We start from the raw sequence: 17,425 nt of genomic DNA on the forward strand, positions 1-17,425 counted from the left end.
ACGCTCATATGGGCTCAGCGAGGCAGGCCACAGTCGAGCGCCGGCGTCACCCCCGCGTCCCTGCGGCCTGGGCCGTCCGCGTGCAGGTGGACGAGGAGACCCTGGTCGGCCGCACGGTGGACGTGAGCGCGTACGGCATCCTCGTGGTCACGGCGCCCACGGTGACGCTCAAGGTCGGCCACTCCTACTGGGTGGAGCTCGTGGCCGGCAAGGGCAACACGCTCGTGGCGCTCGGCGAGGTCCGCCACGTCAGCGGCAAGGGCGCGGGCCTGAAGATGACGGTCCGCCTGCCGGTCTGAGATCGTCACGTCCGGGAAAGGAGCCTCGATCATGCGCGAGTCCCTGACGCTCACCGCCGAGGACGGCCACCGCCTCTCCGCCTACCGCGTGGCGCCCGCGGGCCAGCCCCGCGGCGGCCTCGTCATCGTCCAGGAGATCTTCGGCGTCAACCCCCACATCCAGAAGGTCTGCGACGGCTTCGCCGCCGACGGCTACGTCGCGCTGGCGCCAGCGCTCTTCGACCGCGTGGAGCGCGGGATCATGCTCGGCTACAGCCAGGACGACCTCGAGCGCGGGCGCAGCATCCGCGGCAAGGTCGACATGGGCGACATGGTCAAGGACGTGCGCGCCGCCGTGCGCGCCCTGGCGGCGGCCGGCCTCCAGGTGGGCGTGGTGGGCTACTGCATGGGCGGGACGCTCGCGTGGCTGGCCGCCACGCGCATCGAGGGCGTGGCCGCCGCGGTGGGCTACTACGGCGGCGGCATCGCCGCGGCGGTGGAGGAGCGGCCGCGCTGCCCCGTGCTGCTCCACTTCGGCGAGACGGATGCCTCGATCCCCGCGGAGCAGTACCAGCGCGTGATGGCCGCGCACCCGGCCATCCCCGTGCACATCTATCCCGCGGGGCACGGCTTCAACTGCGACGAGCGCGCCTCGTACCACGCGCCCAGCGCGACGCTGGCCCGCACGCGCACGCTGGAGTTCCTGCGCCGCCACGTCGGGTAGCGGGCGCGCCCCGGCGAGCGCCGGCGGCTACGCCCAGGGCACGGGCGCGCCCCAGCGGTCGAGCGACGTCGTCTCCGACGTCGGGCGCCGCGTGTTCGGGCCGAACGACCCGCGCGGATAGCCCAGCGGGATGCAGAAGTGGAACGCGACCGGCTCCGGGATGCCGAACATGGCGCGGAAACGGTCCATGACCTTGGCGTGGAGCGTGGTCGGGACCGAGCCGATGCCGAGCGCGCGGGCGGCCAGCATGAGGTTCTGGCAGGCGGGGATCACCGAGTTGGCCGCCCCGGGCGGCTCCGCGAGCGCGAAGACGACGCAGGGGACGTCCTTCATCTCGTCCGCGAGCCCCATCGCGGAGCGGTGAGTGCGGTCCTCCACGGGAATGTCCTCCGGCTTCGTCCAGCGGTGATCGTCCCAGCGCTTGGCCCACCACGCCTCCCGGTAGAGCGCGCCGAACTGCCTGATGAGCGCGCGGTCCGTGACGGCCAGGAAGCGCGCGATCTGGCGGTTGCCGCCGTTGGGCGCCTTGGCCGCCGCCTCCAGGATGAGCCGGAGGTCCTCCATCGGGATCGGGTCCGGCCGGAAGCGCCGGATGGAGCGCTGGGTGAACATCGCCTCGCCGACGGGCATCGCAAGCCGGTGATGGTCCATGACGCCTCCTCCTGGGGTCAGGTCTTGCATTCCGACATCGCTATGGGTACGGTCTTGCACTGTGATATGGGTCAGGGCGTTGGTCAACTTGTATCGCCGGCAGCGCAGCAGCGGCGGGGCCGGGCCCGCGTGCTGGATTGCAAGACCTGACCCCGGGAGTGAGGAGGCGCGATGAGCACGGGACCGCTGGCAGGGATCAAGGTCGTCGAGATCGCCGGGATCGGGCCGGGGCCGTTCTGCGCGATGATGCTGGCGGACATGGGAGCGGAGGTGCTCCGCGTGGACCGCACCGCCGAGGCCGACATCGGCTTCGCCGGCGATCCGCGCAAGAGCCTCCTCAATCGCGGCCGCCGCTCGGTGGCCATCGATCTCAAGCGCGCGGCGGGCATCGGCGCCGTCAAGCGCCTCGTCGCGGGCGCGGATGCGCTGATCGAGGGCTTCCGCCCCGGCGTGATGGAGCGGCTCGGGCTGGGGCCCGACGAGTGCCTGGCCGCGAATCCGCGGCTCGTCTACGGGCGGATGACGGGCTGGGGGCAGGACGGGCCCATGGCGCATGCCGCCGGCCACGACATCAACTACATCGCGCTGTCGGGCGTGCTCCACGCCATCGGCCGCCATGGCGGGCCGCCGGTGCCGCCACTCAACCTGGTGGGCGATTTCGGCGGTGGCGGCATGTACCTGGCCTTCGGCGTGGTCTGCGCGCTGCTGGAGGCGGCCCGGTCCGGCCGCGGCCAGGTGGTGGACGTCTCCATGGTGGACGGCTCGGCCTCGCTCTCCACGGCTGTCTTCGGGCTCCGCGCCATGGGGATCTGGAGCGAGGAGCGCGGCGACAACGTCCTCGACTCGGGCGCGCCCTGGTACGACGTGTACGAGACGAAGGACGGCAGGTACGTGGCCATCGGCTCGCTGGAGAAACGGTTCTATGGTGAGCTGATGCGCCTCACCGGGCTGGCCGCCGACACCCCCCCGAAGCAGTGGGACCGGACGCAGTGGCCCGAGCTGCGCGCGCGGCTGGCGGCGACGTTCAAGAGCAAGACGCGCGAGGAGTGGCGCGCCATCATGGAGGGCAGCGACGTCTGCTTCGCCCCCGTGCTCTCCTACTCCGAGGCGCTCCAGCACCCGCACAACCGCGCGCGCGGCACCTTCGTGGAGGTGGACGGCATCGAGCAGCCGGCGCCGGCGCCGCGCTTCTCGCGCACGCCGGCGGCCATCCAGCGCCCTCCCGCCCGTCCCGGCGAGCACACGGAGGAGGCGCTCGGGGACTGGGGCTTCTCGGCGGCCGACATCGCGGCGCTCAGGGCGGCGGGCGCGCTCGGCTGAGTCAGGCCGCGCCCGCCTCGCCGGGCGCTGGCCCGCGCCGCGCGCGAGCATAGGCCGCGCGGGCGGCCGGCCAGTGCCTGATCAGCGAAGGGCAGAGCGGCAGCAGTCGCCGCACGATTGCCGCCGAGAGACGGAGCGCCCGGTCGCGGCGAGCGTCCCAGGGAAAGCCGTAGGCGGCGCGGATCGCCGACGGGAGGAGCCCCACCGTGGGCAGCCGGAGCAGCGGCAGGAGCGGGCGCGCGATCAGCGGCACGGGCGGCGTCACGATGGCCGAGGCCAGTTCCCGCGCCGTCGGCGTCACGGCGATGGCACCGCTCGCGAGCATCTCCTCCATGGACGTCCGGAGCGCGGGCATGCTCCTGGGCAGGACGCCTGGGGGGATGCCCAGCAGCGGCTCGATGCCGGCGGCCTCCACGCAGTAGCGGTCCCTGTCGGCGCGCCCGAGCGGGCCGACGAAGAGCTCGTAGGTGAGCAGGAAGGAGTCCACCAGCGTGGCATGTACCCAGCCGAGCAGCGCCGGATCCTCGGCCGTGTACGCGGTGCCCGGCGAGAAGCGCCCGGCCGCTTCGGGGAGAAGGCCATTCACGCGCGCGTGGATGTGACGGATGCCCGCTGCGGCCTGCTGCCGCTCCTCCTCCGTGCCGAAGGTGAGCGCCAGCATGGCGCGGAGGGTGCGGGCGAGCCTCTGCCACCTCTCCCGCGGCTCCCGCAGGAAGGTGCTGTGCTCGGCCACGCCGCGCGCCACCAGCGGGTGGGCGATCTGGAGGAGGATCGCCCGTCCCCAGCCGGCAAGCAGCACGACCTCGCGGTGGAGCCGCCACGACATGCTGTCAGGCCCCCGTCCTTCCGTCACGCCGGTCCTCCCTCACCGTCATTATCCCGCGGGCGGCGAGGCTTGACAGGGCGGGCGTCCATCTGGCGGTATCGGGGCATATGGTGACCGCGGACGGGAGAGACAGGTGATGGCGGCCGCCTCGCGGGAGTTCCAGGTGATGGTCAAGCCCATCGGGGCCCTCTGCAACCTGGACTGCGACTACTGCTATTACCTCGACAAGCAGCAGCTCTACCCCGCCACCGCCGCGCCGCGGATGCCCGACGACCTGCTGGAGGCCTACATCGTCCAGCACATCGCCGCCGCGCCACGCCCCCTGATCAACTTCCAGTGGCATGGCGGCGAGGCCACGTTGCTCGGGCTCGACTACTTCCGGAAGATCGTGGCGCTCCAGCGCAAGCATCAGCCGGCGGGGCGGCGGATCACCAACGGGCTCCAGACCAACGGGACCACGCTCGACGAGGAGTGGGGCCGTTTCCTCGCCGCCGAGGGCTTCTTCGTGGGGCTCTCCCTCGACGGCCCGCAGGAGCTCCACGACCGGCACCGCGTGACCAAGGGGCAGAAGCCCACCCACAAGGCCGTCATGCGCGCCTGGCGTCTGCTCCAGCAGCACCGGGTGGCCACGGACATCCTCTGCGTGGTCCATGCCGACAACGCGGGCTCGCCCATGGCGGTGTACCGCTTCTTCAAGGAGATCGGCGCCCGCCATCTGCAGTTCCTCCCCTTCGTGGAGCCGCTGCGCGACGGCTCGGGCGGGGTGACCCCGCACTCGGTGCCGCCGCTGGCCTACGGGGAGTTCCTCTGCGCGATCTTCGACGAGTGGGTGCGCCAGGACGTGGGCCGCCTCACGGTGCAGATCTTCGACGAGGCGGCGCGCCCGGCCTGCGGGCTGCCGCACGCGCTCTGCCACTTCCGGGAGGAGTGCGGGGACGTCCCCGTGGTCGAGCACAACGGCGACTTCTACGCCTGCGACCACTTCGTGGACCCGGCCCACCGCCTCGGCAACATCAGGGAGACGCCCCTGGCGGCGCTCGTGGACGGCGAGCCCCAGCGCCGGTTCGGGCAGGCCAAGCGGGAGAGCCTGCCCCGCTACTGCCGGGAGTGCGCGGTGCTGGCCATGTGCAATGGCGGCTGCCCCAAGGACCGCTTCATCCGCACCCCCGACGGCGAGCCCGGCCTCAACTACCTCTGCGCCGGCTTCAAGCGCTTCTTCACCCACAGCCGGCCGGCCCTCGAACGCCTCGCCGCCGTCTGGCGGGCCGGACAGCCCATGGAGCGGCTGATGCAGGAGATGCGGGCGGCGGACCGGAGCGCGGCGCAGCAAGCCGGGCGCAACGACCTCTGCCCCTGCGGCAGCGGGAAGAAGTACAAGCGCTGCTGTCTGGGGAAGCCGGCGCGCTGACGGCTCAGCGCGACACCGGCGTGCCGTCGAGCTCCCCGCTCAGCAGCCTCGGGGCTGCATGCGGCTGGCCGGGGCCGCGAAGAGTCGGGCCTACTTCCGGGAGCGCCTCCGGACGGCACCCGCGAGGAGGAGCAGGCCCGCGCCGAGGAGGAGAGCCGAGGCGGGCTCCGGGATGCCGCTGGGGGGCGGTGGTGGCGGGGGCGCCTGGAGCGTCAGCGCGATGTTGTCGATCTTGGCTTCGTAGTCGGAGCCATTCCGCTCCGCCGCCAGGCCGATCGTGTGACTCGTGCTCGTCGCCGTGAAGGTCGTCGAGAAGGGCACGAAGGTGTCGGTCGGCGCGCCAGTCAGCTCCAGGATAGCCACTCCGTCGAGCAAGACCCCGAAGGAGAGATGTGTGATGCTGCCGCAGCAGCCGTACTCGTTCGCGTAGTCCCCCGCGACGAGATAGACGGCGCCGACGGTGAGGCCCGACACCAGCTGGCTGATGGTCGGGTCCGTCGCGGACGCCCCGCCGTCGTTGAGGATGAACATGGCATCGGGGTTCCCGCCAGTGGTTCGATGCCCGCCGGCGCCGTCGATGTGCACCGAGGTCCAGCCGCCGCCGGTGCCATTGCTCGGGACAGCGGTGTCGAAGGTCCCGTTGGTGATCAGGCTCGCGCTGGCCGCCGGGACGCTGCCGAACAGGAGCGCGGCCATCCCCAGCACGAGCACCGCTCGACGTCGGTCCATGATCGATCCTCCATCGAAAAGGCGGTTCGAACCTTGGGAACTGCTCCACCCAAGTCCAGGTCAAGTGGAGCAAGACGGATGCCCGGCCGGGAGCCTGCCGCCCAAGTCCCTGTCACAGTGCAACTCCCCGGGAGTCGCGTCGATTCGCCGGCGGGCCCTCATTCGAAGATCGTAAAGATCCCGGACACCCCCTCCCAAGCGCCTGAAGCCTCGATCGGCTGAGCGTGCCGGCCGGCGGCTCAGCTGATGTCCTCGGGCCCGCCGTGGGGACCTTCTCGAGGCCCGCGAGGAGGGCGCCCTGCCAATGAGAGGTCGGGTGATAGGCCAAAGGACCCAGGAGGTGCGCCCCGGGGAGCCGTGTCAGGGACCGACAGGAGCCCATCGTCATGGCCAGCCTCCTCGACGCGGCGCTCGATCGTAAGCATCCCCGACACCTCGCGACATCCGGGGAAGCCGGCGCGCTGCTCCGATGCCCCCGGCTGCCGGGAGCGCCCACCGATTCAGTAGGACTTGGGCATGCCGAGGAGATGCTCGCCGATGTAGTTGAGGATCATCTCGCGCGACACGGGCGCCGTGCGCTGGAGCCGGAGGAAGGAGTAGATGTCCAGCAGATCGTAGTCGCTGGTGAAGCCGTTGCCGCCATGCGCCTGGAGCGAGATGTCGAAGGCCTCGAGCGCCGCATCGGCGGCGGCGAGCTTGGCGATGTTGGCCGCGGGGCCGGCGGCCTCGCCGCCGTCGAAGAGGCGGGCGGCGCGCCGGTTCATGAGGAGCGCCAGCTCGAGATGCGCCTTGGCCAGCGCCATCGGGTGCTGGATGGCCTGGTAGGCGGCGATGGGCCCCTCGAAGACCTGGCGGCCCTTCGCGTACGCCACGCCCTTGTCCAGCACGTACTCGCCCAGCCCCACGCACATGGAGGCCACCAGGATCCGCTCCGGGTTGAGCCCGTCGAAGAGCGCGCGGAGCCCCCGCCCCTCCTCGCCGATCAGGTCCCCCTCGGGCACGAAGACATCGTCGAGGAACACCGCCCACTGCGTCTCCAGCTTGCACACCTGGGTGTCGATGCGCGTGCGCGAGATCCCCGGAGCCTTGGTATCCACCACGAGGAGCGAGAGCCCGCGCGTGCGGTGCGCGGGGTCCAGCGGGCTCGTGCGCGCCACCAGCAGCATGTGGTCGCTCACGTCGATCCCCGTGATGAAGGTCTTCTGGCCGCTCACCCGGTAGCCGCCCGGCGCCTTCCGCGCCATGGTGCGGATCCTGAACGTGTTGGTGCCGGCATCGGGCTCGGTGATGGCGAAGCAGAACTTGCTGGCCCCCGTGACGGTGCCGGGCAGCCAGCGGCGCCTCTGCTCCTCCGAGCCGTGGCGGGAGACGACGATGGCGCCGAGCCCCGGGCTCACCACCAGGAGCACGATGGGCACCCCCGCGCGGGCCAGCGTCTCCTCCACCAGGGCCAGCTCCTGGATGCCGAGCCCCGCGCCGCCATAGGCCTCGGGCACCGTGATGCCGAGGACGCCCAGCGTGGCCAGCTCCTGCCACACCTCCTCGGGGAAGCGCCCCTCGCGGTGGCAGCGGAGAAACTCCGCGCGCGTGAAGCGGCGAGTGAGTCGCCCGACGCTGGCGACGAGCTGCTTCTGCTCCGCGGTGAGGTCGAGATCGCCGATCGACGAGACCCGCGCTTCCGTCATGGGGCCGGCCGCGCGTGGCCCGCGATCACGGCCTCGCCCGCCTGGTTCTCGATCCACACCTCCCAGCCTCCGGCCGCGTCTGCCTCGCGCCGGGCGCGCGCCCGCACCGTGTCGCCCGGCCTCACGGGCTTCTTGAAGCGCACCGTCAGCTCGACTCCCGCGATGCCCTCGTCGCCGTGGGTCTCGCGCAGCAGCTCCCACGCGAGATTGAGCGACAGCATGCCGTGAGCGATGACGCCGCCGAAGGACGTCGTGCGCGCGAAGGCCTCGTCCACGTGGAGCGGGTTCCAGTCCTCCGTGATCTCCGCGTAGCGGCCGATCCGCTCCTGCGTGATCCTGATCGGCGTCCCGCCGGTCTCCGTCTGCCCGGGCTCGAGCGGCGTCATCACCGCGCCCAGAGAATGACCATCTCGCCCTCGAGGACAGGCTGGCCGTCGGCGTCGCTGGTGAGGGTCTCGAGGGTCACCCAGCGCCGCTCCTGCCGGAGCTCGGCGCTCTTCAGGCGCACCACCGTCTCCAGCCGCTCGCCTACGCACGGCAGCCGTCGCCAGCGGAAGCGCTGCGAGCCGTGCACGTTGCCCTCGGGCCGGGGCGAGGTGAGCCGGCCATAGGCCGTGATGGCGATTACCGCCGCCAGCCCCGGCGGCACCCGGCCCCCGGCCGGCGGCGGCAGCTCCGGGTAGATCGCGCGCCAGCGCTCGAGCACCTCGGCGCTGCAGTCGAAGGGCTGCCGGCCGAACTCCCGGCCCGGCACCAGCTGATCGAAGGTCAGCACCAGCAGCCCTCAGCGGCGCTCGACGCCGGTACGACGCCGAGCCAGCCCCTTGAGGAGGATGCACGCGCCCAGGCCCGCCGGGAAGCAGGCGACCAGCAGGAGGACGGCGAGGCCCGCGCTTCCACGCCACCCGGACCCGGAGCGGCCGAGACCCATGGCGGCCACGGCCAGCGGCAGGAAGATCGACCCCAAGAGACCCAGGTAGTAGGCCGCGTCCCCGACCTGCCAGACGATCCCCCAGCCGCGGCTCCGCTGCCAGACGGCATCTCGCTCCCCCGCGTGTCCATTCGGCATGGCTCAGACGTCTTCCGGCCGCTTCCCGGCGAACACACCTTTCTGTTCCATGCGCCCGCGCGCCTCACGCCACCGACTTCCAATTGAGCGCCAGCCGCTTGCCGGTTGCCGCGCAATCACGCAGGTAGAGGTTGATCAGCGTCTGATATGGGATCCCGCACTCCCCCGAAATGCCCTTGAAGTACTTGACAGTCTGGGCATCGAGCCGAATGGTTACCTGGCGCTTGAGCCGGCTCGCGTACAGGTTCCGACGACCCTTCGAGAAGTCATACTTGTTGAGCAGCATCTGCCGCTGCGAACGCGGCCCGTGGCCGTGTTCCGGATCCGGCCCGGGTGCGGTCTGGTGAACGTCGCTTCGCCACGGCCTTCACCCGTCTCCTCCAGCGCCCCAGAAGTCCTCACCACGCCGCTCCTTTCGCACGGCGTCCTCGCCCTCACCCTGACGGCGGCCGCGGTGGAGCGGCGCACCCTGGTGATGTTTACCTTCGCGATTCGGCAGGAGCCCGCTGAACCGCGCAGTCTGGCACTGTCACCTGAATCACTGCTTGTGCAGGTGAATCACGTTCGGGGCGGCGCCGTCGCCGCGGCGCGTGTCCTCCGGCCGACGCAAGAGTCCGGGAGCGACGTTCCAACGCTGACCGCTCTCGGTAATGACGGTAACCGTCTTCTTGTTGTAGCGCGTGAGCATCCCAACCACGATCGGGCGGCCTTCTGGTTGAAACGACACTCGATCGCCGATCTTGAACTCCAGCATCTGCGCGTGCGCCCGCATGTGATTCAAGAATCGCAGCCGCTCAACGATCCGGTTGTTCAGATCGACGAGATCTGCCTCGGTCAGCTTGTCGATATCGATCTTCATGCACACCTCACGGAGGGCAAGGCCTGTGGGCACTACCGGCAGCCCGAGCTCCCGAACGACCAGGCTGAGCGGCCGGCGTCGAGCCGGGCCGTTCACGCCTGCTGTTATGCGGGAACGCGCACGCGCTCATGCAGGAACTCCGGCGCGAGATCTGCGCCGTTCGGCCAGACGATCGTACGCAGTTCTGGATGCAGGCGGACGGACCGAAATGCCTCGAGCTGGCGCAGAGGCTCGAAGATCGGGCCGCCGAGTTCCTCGCGCAGGTCCACCTCACCCGCAAGACCGTCACTGAAACGGAGCCGTATCACGTAGTCCCGAGCGTAGCGCGCCTCAACGGCGTGGATCATGGTTACCCCCCGATTTACTCCAGTGGCTCAATCGCGAATCGTCACACACTCCATCTTCGCATAAAGGGGCGGCGGATGAGCGGCGGGAGGAACCGCGAGCGTGCTCGCGGGGGCCGCCCGTCAGGCGGATGTCAATCCGCCGCCCCCGATGGCGCGGCGCGAAGCGTCCGTGCCATCGTCCGCGGTGACCAGCCGTGGCGAGCGAATGCGAGCCAGCGGTCTGCTCGACTGCGAAGTTCGACCCGCTGTCGCCAGCCCTTGATGGCTTCATGATCTGGCTCGGGCGAGGGCTGCTACGATCTGTTGGGTCGGGTACCCGACGATCGTCCGCACTCGGCCTGCTTTGTCGGCAAAGATCATTGTCCCGCCGTCGATTCGGAACGTCCCAGGCCACTCGATGGCGAAGCGCTCCGGTGTCTCGGTGATCGTGAAAGGCAGCCGGGTCTTCGCTGCAGCTAGCTGGACGGCCAGACCGTCCTCCGCGTCGAGGATCCAGGCGTCGCCGGTTGTCGTCGAAAAGAAGACGAGCGGCGGCAGCGAGACGATCCGAGCGTCCTCAGCGATTGCTCGTGCGATGATGTACTCCGCCTCCCCGGTGATCGACACTTCCTCCCACCGAACCTCTCGTGTCTGGAGCCGGTCCTTTCGGCGATTCACGACCTGCCCTCCCGGATCAGAGGGGCGAACGATCTGCGCTTCAGCTGCGCGCGAAGCGCGTCTGCTGGAAGCGCTTGTTGGGCCGTTTCTGGGAGAGAGCCAGCCCTCACGATAGCCTCCGGGCGATGGCCTCGATCGGCTTCATGCCCTGTCCGAATCGGGCGATGGCCTCGCGGTGCTTCGCCAACTCCCCGTACGCGATGAAGCGAACATCTACATCGACCACCCGACTGAAGGCAGGACGCTTCAACTGTTCACGGACGTCAGCCTCTCGGGCATCGGGGGCGACCAGGAACAAGGACTGTCCGGCCTGGCCGAAACCGAGCGCAAGATCCAGCATCCGTACGATGCCGGAGTGGATCGACGTCGTGTGTTCGCCCTCGCACGCGGCCGCTACCCGACCGGTTGCCGGTTCGACCCAGAGTATGTCGATCAAGCGGATCGTCTCGACAGCCGGGGCGTTTTCCAGCGCTTCGGGGAGGCGACCGAGGCACCCGTCAGCCAAATGCCCCTCACCGTAGGGGCGGCTCCGGTCGTTGCTGGCGACCCACACTCCGAATCCCAGGGCTGTCCCTAGATCCCGCAGCCATCCCTGGATCTCGGTGTGCGTGCGCTCCTCGTCGCGGGCGGCCTGAATCGCCCAGTTGGCTCGGTCGGACTCGGCGCGGATCCGAGCCAGATCCTGCTCCCATCGCGCGAGCGCAGCGTCATCCGACTCGCGTGGCGGCGGCGGGTACCTGCCCGACCCTACATCGAACAGCAGGCCCGCGATCGCGCCCAGGTCGTTGGACAGAAGGTCGCGGTACTTCGTGTTTACCTCCCGGATCCCGCTCCGCATCGCCAAATATTCGTCCCACCGGCCCAGCTTCACCTTGGCCCCCATCACCGCGTTGTAGCCCTTCACGATGGCGGTGTTGAAGGGCGGCACCACGGTCGGGTGGAGGAAGTAGAGAAGATTGGCAACCGCGGGGCCAAGGCCCTTGATCGCGGCGCGGTCGAGGACCTGGATGGCCCCGATCACCTGAGCCTCCTCACCGGCACAGCAGGCGCAAGTCTGGAGGAAACGGGCGAACGCGAGCTGATTCGGACGGTTCTCGTAGATGTCGGGGATGCGCAGTTTGGGTTTCCAGAGAAACGCGTGGTCGGCGCCACGGAAGATCTGTCTCTGCTCTGCGATGGACCCTACGACTGTCTCGAGAGAAGAGCCCTTGTAGGCGTTGCCGAAACTGTCCGCTTCAATCTCGGCGACCACTGCCGAGATCCCCTGACGGATCGAGCGGAAGTTCTTGAGCCGCTCTTCCCAGAGGAACCACGTGCGGTAGGTGCCGGACGGGTCATCACGCCACCGAGTGAGGAGGCCACGAAGGGGGTCGATTGTGGACCTTTGCGCGTCAGGCACCCTGGTCACCCTCTTTCCTCACTCACGATCGCATCATCCGAATTGGCCCATCGGGCTGCTCAAACGCGTTGTTCGGAGCGAATGCGTTGACGGCATGTCGCATCTGACATATATTCCCGTCGTGAGCTTGAGCGACAAGCCGCTCGTCTGGCTTCACGGCGAGATCAAGACGCCGCCCTTCTCGCAGGCAGCCAGGCTGGAGGCGGGCTATCTTCTTCGCCGGCTCCAACAGGGGGACGTGCTTGGTATACCCTACTCGAGGCCGTTGCCGGTCCTGGGACCTCGCTGTCACGAACTGCGCGTCCGAGATGTCGGGGCGGACTGGAGAATCGTGTACCGAGCCGACCCGGACGCGATCGTGATCTTGGAGGTCTTCAGCAAGAACACCCGCACGACGCCGAAGTCCGTCCTTGACATCTGCTTCAGGCGACTCAAGGAGTACGACCGTGCGTGACGAGAAGCGAAAGCGTCTCCAAGCAATGGGCTGGAAGGTCGGTAGTGCCCAGGAGTTCCTCCGCCTGAGCGACGAGGAGGCCGCGTACATCGACCTGAAGGTGCGCCTCGCCTCCAGCCTGCGCGAGCGACGGCAGCGGCGTCGACTCACGCAGGCGGACCTCGCCAGGGTGCTGCGCTCGAGCCAATCGCGCGTCGCCAAGATGGAGGCGGGCGATCCCTCGGTGTCGCTGGACCTCCTCATCAGGTCGCTACTCGTCCTTGGAGCGTCGCGCCGCGAGTTGTCGCGGATCATCTCAACCGGCTCGCCCGCTCCCGCCGCATAACGGTCAGGCTGAACGGCCGGCGTCGAGCCGGGCCGCTCGAGCCTGCTGTTGGGCAGCTGCGTTACCCGACTTCGTCTTCTGGATGCTCACGGAATGCTGAGTCCTGTGCCAGAACCTACCAGCTGTTGCACGAGCTGGTGGAGGTCAGCATGCACGACATCAATGCGCTGGCGATCTGTCTTATGAGGCCAGTTCATGTGCCCCACGATATTGCGAGGCAGCCGTACCTGCTCTATGCGGGCGATCCACTGATCAATGTCCGGTATCACCGGTTTGAATAGGTGGCTATTTGCGGTGATGATCCTGCTCAGGTCCGATAGAAACGCGTAGTACACGTCGTGCTTTCCGGGCGTGCTGTGCCAAGGCCGGTTCGTGTAGTCCGCGCGTCGACGTTGCACACCGGCCTGGATTGCTGGATCGACGGCCACTGCCCACCAGTTCGAGCCGACCTGTGCCGTCAGTATCGAGTGCGCCATCACGCGGACGAGGTTTTCAATTGCGTACAGCTTCCAGTAAACTTTCTGCCCGACGTTCTTCCCCGCCGCATCGACGCGGCGCGCGTCAAACGCGTAGGACCGGAAATCGGTGGTAGGTGGCATCGGATCGCTGAGATGGCTCTACTTCCGTGAGCCTTGAGTCTTCGGTTTCTTCTTCGGCACGCGACGGGCCTCGTACAGAGATTGCGCCACGACGCCGGCTGTCGTCTGGAGCAGATCCGCAATCTCAGTATTCGTAAAGCCTGCAAGGCTTAAGTGAAGCGCCTTCTCTCGTTGTGGTGCGGTCTTTAAATGCTGGAGTAACAGCAGGGCAAGGAGCTTCTCCGCGCGGTCCTCTGATGGCATTTACCGCGTCCCTCTCTTTGAGCGCAGGTTGGCCGTAAGCGTCCGGATCGTTCCGGGGGAAGTGTTTAGGACCTCTGCGATGGTCTGGTTGTCCAGGCCTGCGAGTTTGAGCAACCTGGCGCCTTCAGTGACGCTCCTGTTGCTAGCAGCCTGGATCGCCTCCACCTTCAGAATCTGCGTGAGGAGGTCGATTATCTTCTCGTCTGTCTTCATCGGCGGTCCTCGCTTGGTAGCGCCTCTATTCGGCACGCTTGGTGCTCTTCAGGTGTTTCACGATGGCGTTGACGCGATTGATGCTGCAGCCAACGACCTTCCGAATGTTCTGTTGCTGGACGCCCGCAAGCCCGAGTTGGGTGATGAGGATGTCCTTCAACACCTCAACGGCCGGGTCCGCGTTCCGTTTGCCCCTCCGTGATTTTCCCATGGATCACTCCTCCCGGGGTCTTTGCCTGTGGCTGCCAACGTGAATTCGGAGGAACCAGCGAGAAACGGTGACGCAGCGCGCGCTGCAGTATAGAGGCCCGATTGAGCTGGTCGCCGGAAGGTAAGATCAGCCTGGAACGGCGGCCCCTTATGGCGGGTCGGCGCGCGGCCGGCGTCCTTTCTCTGCGGAACCGGCGAGGCGGGTCCGGAAGGGCTGGGTGCCGGTCGGCGGTCGGCGGGGCTCGGCGGGCTCGCCGGGCCCCGGGTGAGCACGTGCGTGCGAGTCATCGCCGTGCTTGCATCCAGGTGGTTCAGACGCTCCTGGGCTGTCAGGATTCTCCCGACGATCGGCACGCTGGCCTGCGCCGCCACGATGCTGAGACTATAGGTCCTCTCCTGGGCTGGCGCAAGGGCGGAACTGGGGGAGGGCGATGTCGCCGCGGCGCTCGAAGGTCACCGTGACACGGTCGCCGATGGCGACGGCCTCGGGGGCGGCGCTCAGGACATTGGCCATCATGCGGAAGCCCTCGTCGAGGTCCACCAGGGCCACGGCATAGGGGACGTCGGGCTTGAAGGCGGCCGACGGGGGTCGGTAGACCACGGTGACGGCATGGAGGGTCCCGCGGCCCTCGGAACGCCGCCACTCGAGGGCCGTGGCGCCGCAGGAGGCGCAGGCCGAGCGGGGGTAGAACTGGGCGCGGTTGCAGGCGGCGCAATGCTGGTACAGGAGCTCGCCGCGGAGACAACCGTCCCAGTAGGGCTGGCTCTCGGGCGTCGGCTGCGGCACGGGCTTGCCGATCTCGGTCATCGCGCCTCCCCGGCCCGCGGGCTCATGCGCGCGCCAGCACCAGGGAGCAATGGGCGGAGAGGATGCCGCCGTCGCCGTGGACGAAGGCCAGCCGCGCGTCGGGGACCTGACGGGCGTCGGCCTCGCCGCGGAGCTGGCGCACGGCCTCCACCACGTGGGTGAGCCCGCCGGCCGCGCCGGAGTGGCCGAAGGAGAGGAGGCCGCCGTGGGTGTTGGTGGGAAGCCGGCCCGCGAGGCCCAGCGCCCCCGCGGCGATGGCCGGACCGGCCTCGCCCTTGGCGAAGAAGCCCATGGACTCGAGCTCGATGAGGAGCGTGATCGTGAAGGAGTCGTAGATCTCCGCCACGTCCACCGCCGCGGGCGTCACCCCCGCCTCGCCCAGGGCGCGGGATGACGCCTCGTGGCAGCCGAAGTCGGTGAGGCTCGGCGCCTGGCTCACATGCTCGTGGGTGTGCCCCTGCCCCGCGCCGAGCAGGGCGATGCGCGAGTCGCGCGTTCCGCCCGAGGCGTCAGCCGCGCTGACCACCACCGCGGCCGCGCCGTCTGAGACGAGGCAGCAGTCGAGGAGACGCAGCGGCCGGGCGATCATGCGCGAGGCGAGCACATCCGCCACGGTGATGGGCTCGCGCATGTGGGCGCCGGGGTGGAGGCCGGCGTGACGGCGCATGGTCACGGCGATGTGGGCGAGCTGCTCGGGCGTGGCCCCCTGCTCGTGCATGTAGCGGCTCGCGACGAGGCCGTAGTAGGCGGGGATATTGGGGCCATAGGGCACCTCGAATTGCGGGTGCCCCACGCGGGCCAGGGCGGCCACGGCCCCGTCCCGCGACATGCCCGTCAGGCGCATGTCGCCCGCCACCACCAGGACGTGACGGCAGCGGCCGGACTCCACGAGCATGGCCGCCTGCATGATCATGGCGCAGCCGGTGGCGCCGCCCAGCATCATGCCGAGCGAGTACGCGGGGCGGATGCCGAGGTACTCGGCCACCACGGAGGAGAGCATCAGGTGGGGCTCGACCAGGGAATAGGCGCAGAGGACGCCGTCCACGTCGCCCTGGGTGAGTCCGGCATCGGCGATCGCCTGGCGGGCGGCCTGGGCGTGGATGCCGAGCACGCTCGAGCCCGGCAGGGCGCCGAAGGCGGTGTCGCCGACGCCGCTGAGCCGCGCGCGCCGGGACGGGGGCGGGCCAGCCATCAGCGGCTGCCGCCGAGGTGGCCCATGGCGCGGGCGATGATGTTGCGCTGGATCTCGCTGGTGCCCTCGCCGATCACATAGACGAGGGCGTCGCGATGGTAGCGCGCCACGGGGTACTCGCGCATGAGCCCGTTGCCGCCCAGGATCTGCATGGCATCCCGGGTGACCTTCACGGCGGTCTCGCTGGCGACGAGCTTCACCCGGGAGGCCGTGGCGGGGTCGAGGTCGCCCCTGTCCACGCGCCAGGCGCCGTAGTAGACGAGCCAGCGCACCGCCTCGATCTCGGCGGCCATGTCGGCGAGGCGATGGGCCACGGCCTGGTGCTGGCCGATGGGGCGGCCGTCGGCGATGCGCTCATGGGCGTAGCGGTCCGCGGCCTCGAGCGCCGCGCGGGAGATCCCGAGACAGTTGGCGGAGACGCCGACGCGGTTCTCGACCAGGCTCTCCAGCACCACCGGGTAATTGCCCTCGCGCTCGGCGAGGAGGCAGTCGTCGGGGACGAAGGCCTCCTCCAGCGCGATGAGGCCGGTCTCGGAGCCCCGGATCCCCTCCTTCTTGAGCGGCGAGATGCTGACACCGTGGCAGGGCAGCTCGAGGATGAAGAGGCTGATCGCCTCGGCGGTGAGCTCGGGGCGGGTCCGCGCGGCCAGCAGGAGGAAGTCGGCGATGGGGGCATTGGTGATGAAGGTCTTGCTCCCGCTGATCGCGTAGCCGCCGGCCACCTTCCGCGCCTGCGTCCTGAGGGCGCGGATGTTGGAGCCGCCGTCGGGCTCGGAGAGGGCGAAGCCCGAGATCCTCTCGCCGCGGAGGGCGGGGGCGAGGAAGCGCTGCTTCTGGGCGGCAGTGCCGGCGCGCCAGATGGGCCAGATGCCGAGATGGGTGTGCGCGGACCAGACGGCGGCGAAGCTCTGGCACACGCGCGCCATCTCCTCGCGGATGATGCAGTCGGATATCTTGTCGCTGCCCGCCCCGCCGTCGGCCACGGGGTAGCGCGCGCCCAGGAGCCCGAGGTCAGCCCAGCGCTTGAAGAGCCCGCGGGGGAAGCGCTCGGTCTCCTCCGCCTCCTCCACGAGCGGCCGCATCTCCGTCTCCGAGAAGCGGCGCACCATCTCGCGCAGCCTCTCGTGCTCGGCGGAGAACTGGAAGTCCACGGCCGCGGCCCTGCTACCCCGATCCCCCGTGGTGACCGCGCCAGGCGGGGCGGCGCTTCTCCACAAAGGCGCGCAGCCCCTCGACGCGATCGGTGGAGCAGAAGTTCACCAGCCAGGCCTCGGCCTCGACGACGAGGCCCTGGTCCAGCGAGAGATCGGCGCCCTCGTCGATGGCCTTCTTGGCCTGGCGCACGGCGATGGGGCTGTTGCGGACGATGGCGGCCGCCATCGCGCGGCAGGCCTCCAGGAGCCCGTCGGCCGGCACGACGCGGTTGACG

24 protein-coding genes are annotated in these 17,425 nt (G+C 69.4%); 6 read left to right on the forward strand and 18 right to left on the reverse strand.

The features are described 5' to 3' along the window. Positions 1 to 8: 8 nt before the first annotated feature. A complete protein-coding gene (locus HYV93_09000) occupies positions 9 to 299 on the forward strand; it encodes a PilZ domain-containing protein (GenBank protein ID MBI2526105.1) in 291 nt (96 codons plus the stop codon). A gap of 31 nt (positions 300 to 330) precedes the next feature. Then, the gene (locus HYV93_09005) at positions 331 to 1,002 is read left to right on the forward strand and encodes a dienelactone hydrolase family protein (protein ID MBI2526106.1); all 672 of its coding nucleotides are present in this window, start codon (positions 331 to 333) and stop codon (positions 1,000 to 1,002) included. A 27-nt stretch (positions 1,003 to 1,029) separates the two neighbouring features. On the opposite strand, the gene HYV93_09010 is transcribed toward HYV93_09005, so the two are convergent. Continuing rightward, the gene (locus tag HYV93_09010) at positions 1,030 to 1,653 is read right to left on the reverse strand and encodes a nitroreductase family protein (GenBank protein MBI2526107.1); all 624 of its coding nucleotides are present in this window, start codon (positions 1,651 to 1,653) and stop codon (positions 1,030 to 1,032) included. Between the two features lie 171 nt (positions 1,654 to 1,824). Here HYV93_09010 and HYV93_09015 point away from each other — a divergent pair, with 171 nt between their 5' ends. Next, positions 1,825 to 2,973, forward strand: a complete 1,149-nt coding sequence (locus HYV93_09015; GenBank protein MBI2526108.1) for a CoA transferase — start codon at positions 1,825 to 1,827, stop codon at positions 2,971 to 2,973. Position 2,974: 1 nt separating this feature from the next. Here the strand turns inward: HYV93_09015 and HYV93_09020 are convergent, their stop codons facing one another. Then, positions 2,975 to 3,799 carry a DUF2236 domain-containing protein gene (locus HYV93_09020; protein ID MBI2526109.1) on the reverse strand — a complete coding sequence of 275 codons (825 nt, stop codon included), beginning with the start codon at positions 3,797 to 3,799 and terminating at the stop codon, positions 2,975 to 2,977. A 136-nt stretch (positions 3,800 to 3,935) separates the two neighbouring features. Between HYV93_09020 and HYV93_09025 the strand changes: the two genes are divergently transcribed. Then, complete coding sequence (locus HYV93_09025; GenBank protein MBI2526110.1) at positions 3,936 to 5,207, forward strand: anaerobic sulfatase maturase; 1,272 nt, start codon at positions 3,936 to 3,938, stop codon at positions 5,205 to 5,207. A 90-nt stretch (positions 5,208 to 5,297) separates the two neighbouring features. Here HYV93_09025 and HYV93_09030 read toward each other — a convergent pair whose 3' ends face one another. The 10 genes from HYV93_09030 to HYV93_09075 all read right to left on the reverse strand — a co-directional run bounded on the left by HYV93_09030 (position 5,298) and on the right by HYV93_09075 (position 11,928). Beyond that, positions 5,298 to 5,936, reverse strand: a complete 639-nt coding sequence (locus HYV93_09030; protein MBI2526111.1) for a PEP-CTERM sorting domain-containing protein — start codon at positions 5,934 to 5,936, stop codon at positions 5,298 to 5,300. A gap of 500 nt (positions 5,937 to 6,436) precedes the next feature. Further along, positions 6,437 to 7,621: an acyl-CoA/acyl-ACP dehydrogenase gene (locus HYV93_09035; GenBank protein MBI2526112.1), complete on the reverse strand. Its 1,185-nt coding sequence runs from the start codon at positions 7,619 to 7,621 to the stop codon at positions 6,437 to 6,439. Continuing rightward, positions 7,618 to 8,007, reverse strand: a complete 390-nt coding sequence (locus tag HYV93_09040; GenBank protein ID MBI2526113.1) for a MaoC family dehydratase — start codon at positions 8,005 to 8,007, stop codon at positions 7,618 to 7,620. The genes HYV93_09035 and HYV93_09040 overlap by 4 nt, the downstream gene beginning before the upstream one ends. Beyond that, a complete protein-coding gene (locus HYV93_09045) occupies positions 8,007 to 8,396 on the reverse strand; it encodes a MaoC family dehydratase N-terminal domain-containing protein (protein MBI2526114.1) in 390 nt (129 codons plus the stop codon). The genes HYV93_09040 and HYV93_09045 overlap by 1 nt, the downstream gene beginning before the upstream one ends. A 9-nt stretch (positions 8,397 to 8,405) precedes the next feature. Further along, complete coding sequence (locus HYV93_09050) at positions 8,406 to 8,690, reverse strand: hypothetical protein (protein ID MBI2526115.1); 285 nt, start codon at positions 8,688 to 8,690, stop codon at positions 8,406 to 8,408. A 64-nt stretch (positions 8,691 to 8,754) separates the two neighbouring features. Next, positions 8,755 to 8,973, reverse strand: coding sequence for a BrnA antitoxin family protein (locus HYV93_09055; protein ID MBI2526116.1), 219 nt, complete (start codon positions 8,971 to 8,973; stop codon positions 8,755 to 8,757). A gap of 255 nt (positions 8,974 to 9,228) precedes the next feature. After that, the gene (locus tag HYV93_09060; GenBank protein MBI2526117.1) at positions 9,229 to 9,549 is read right to left on the reverse strand and encodes a hypothetical protein; all 321 of its coding nucleotides are present in this window, start codon (positions 9,547 to 9,549) and stop codon (positions 9,229 to 9,231) included. Between the two features lie 104 nt (positions 9,550 to 9,653). Further along, positions 9,654 to 9,896 carry a DUF2442 domain-containing protein gene (locus tag HYV93_09065; GenBank protein ID MBI2526118.1) on the reverse strand — a complete coding sequence of 81 codons (243 nt, stop codon included), beginning with the start codon at positions 9,894 to 9,896 and terminating at the stop codon, positions 9,654 to 9,656. A 267-nt stretch (positions 9,897 to 10,163) separates the two neighbouring features. Next, on the reverse strand, positions 10,164 to 10,553 hold the full coding sequence (locus HYV93_09070; GenBank protein ID MBI2526119.1) for a hypothetical protein: 390 nt from the start codon (positions 10,551 to 10,553) through the stop codon (positions 10,164 to 10,166). Positions 10,554 to 10,659: 106 nt separating this feature from the next. Continuing rightward, positions 10,660 to 11,928 carry a type II restriction endonuclease gene (locus HYV93_09075; GenBank protein ID MBI2526120.1) on the reverse strand — a complete coding sequence of 423 codons (1,269 nt, stop codon included), beginning with the start codon at positions 11,926 to 11,928 and terminating at the stop codon, positions 10,660 to 10,662. A gap of 145 nt (positions 11,929 to 12,073) precedes the next feature. Here HYV93_09075 and HYV93_09080 point away from each other — a divergent pair, with 145 nt between their 5' ends. Together HYV93_09080 and HYV93_09085 are read left to right on the forward strand one after the other, a co-directional pair. Next, the gene (locus tag HYV93_09080) at positions 12,074 to 12,406 is read left to right on the forward strand and encodes a type II toxin-antitoxin system RelE/ParE family toxin (protein ID MBI2526121.1); all 333 of its coding nucleotides are present in this window, start codon (positions 12,074 to 12,076) and stop codon (positions 12,404 to 12,406) included. Next, positions 12,399 to 12,731 carry an XRE family transcriptional regulator gene (locus HYV93_09085; protein MBI2526122.1) on the forward strand — a complete coding sequence of 111 codons (333 nt, stop codon included), beginning with the start codon at positions 12,399 to 12,401 and terminating at the stop codon, positions 12,729 to 12,731. Before HYV93_09080 ends, HYV93_09085 begins: the two co-directional genes overlap by 8 nt. 86 nt (positions 12,732 to 12,817) lie before the next feature. Here HYV93_09085 and HYV93_09090 read toward each other — a convergent pair whose 3' ends face one another. The 6 genes from HYV93_09090 to HYV93_09115 all read right to left on the reverse strand — a co-directional run. Beyond that, entirely contained in the window at positions 12,818 to 13,330 is a 513-nt protein-coding gene (locus tag HYV93_09090; GenBank protein MBI2526123.1) for a hypothetical protein, read from the reverse strand. Positions 13,331 to 13,573: 243 nt separating this feature from the next. After that, complete coding sequence (locus HYV93_09095) at positions 13,574 to 13,786, reverse strand: hypothetical protein (protein ID MBI2526124.1); 213 nt, start codon at positions 13,784 to 13,786, stop codon at positions 13,574 to 13,576. 592 nt (positions 13,787 to 14,378) lie between these two features. Further along, positions 14,379 to 14,804: a Zn-ribbon domain-containing OB-fold protein gene (locus HYV93_09100; protein MBI2526125.1), complete on the reverse strand. Its 426-nt coding sequence runs from the start codon at positions 14,802 to 14,804 to the stop codon at positions 14,379 to 14,381. Between the two features lie 22 nt (positions 14,805 to 14,826). After that, on the reverse strand, positions 14,827 to 15,996 hold the full coding sequence (locus HYV93_09105) for a thiolase family protein (GenBank protein ID MBI2526126.1): 1,170 nt from the start codon (positions 15,994 to 15,996) through the stop codon (positions 14,827 to 14,829). Further along, positions 15,996 to 17,147, reverse strand: coding sequence for an acyl-CoA dehydrogenase family protein (locus HYV93_09110; GenBank protein ID MBI2526127.1), 1,152 nt, complete (start codon positions 17,145 to 17,147; stop codon positions 15,996 to 15,998). Before HYV93_09110 ends, HYV93_09105 begins: the two co-directional genes overlap by 1 nt. 13 nt (positions 17,148 to 17,160) lie before the next feature. Continuing rightward, the coding region (locus HYV93_09115; GenBank protein MBI2526128.1) for an enoyl-CoA hydratase at positions 17,161 to 17,425 on the reverse strand (265 nt) is incomplete at its 5' end.

This window comes from Candidatus Rokuibacteriota bacterium (genome assembly GCA_016188005.1).
GTDB lineage: Bacteria > Methylomirabilota > Methylomirabilia > Rokubacteriales > CSP1-6 > UBA12499.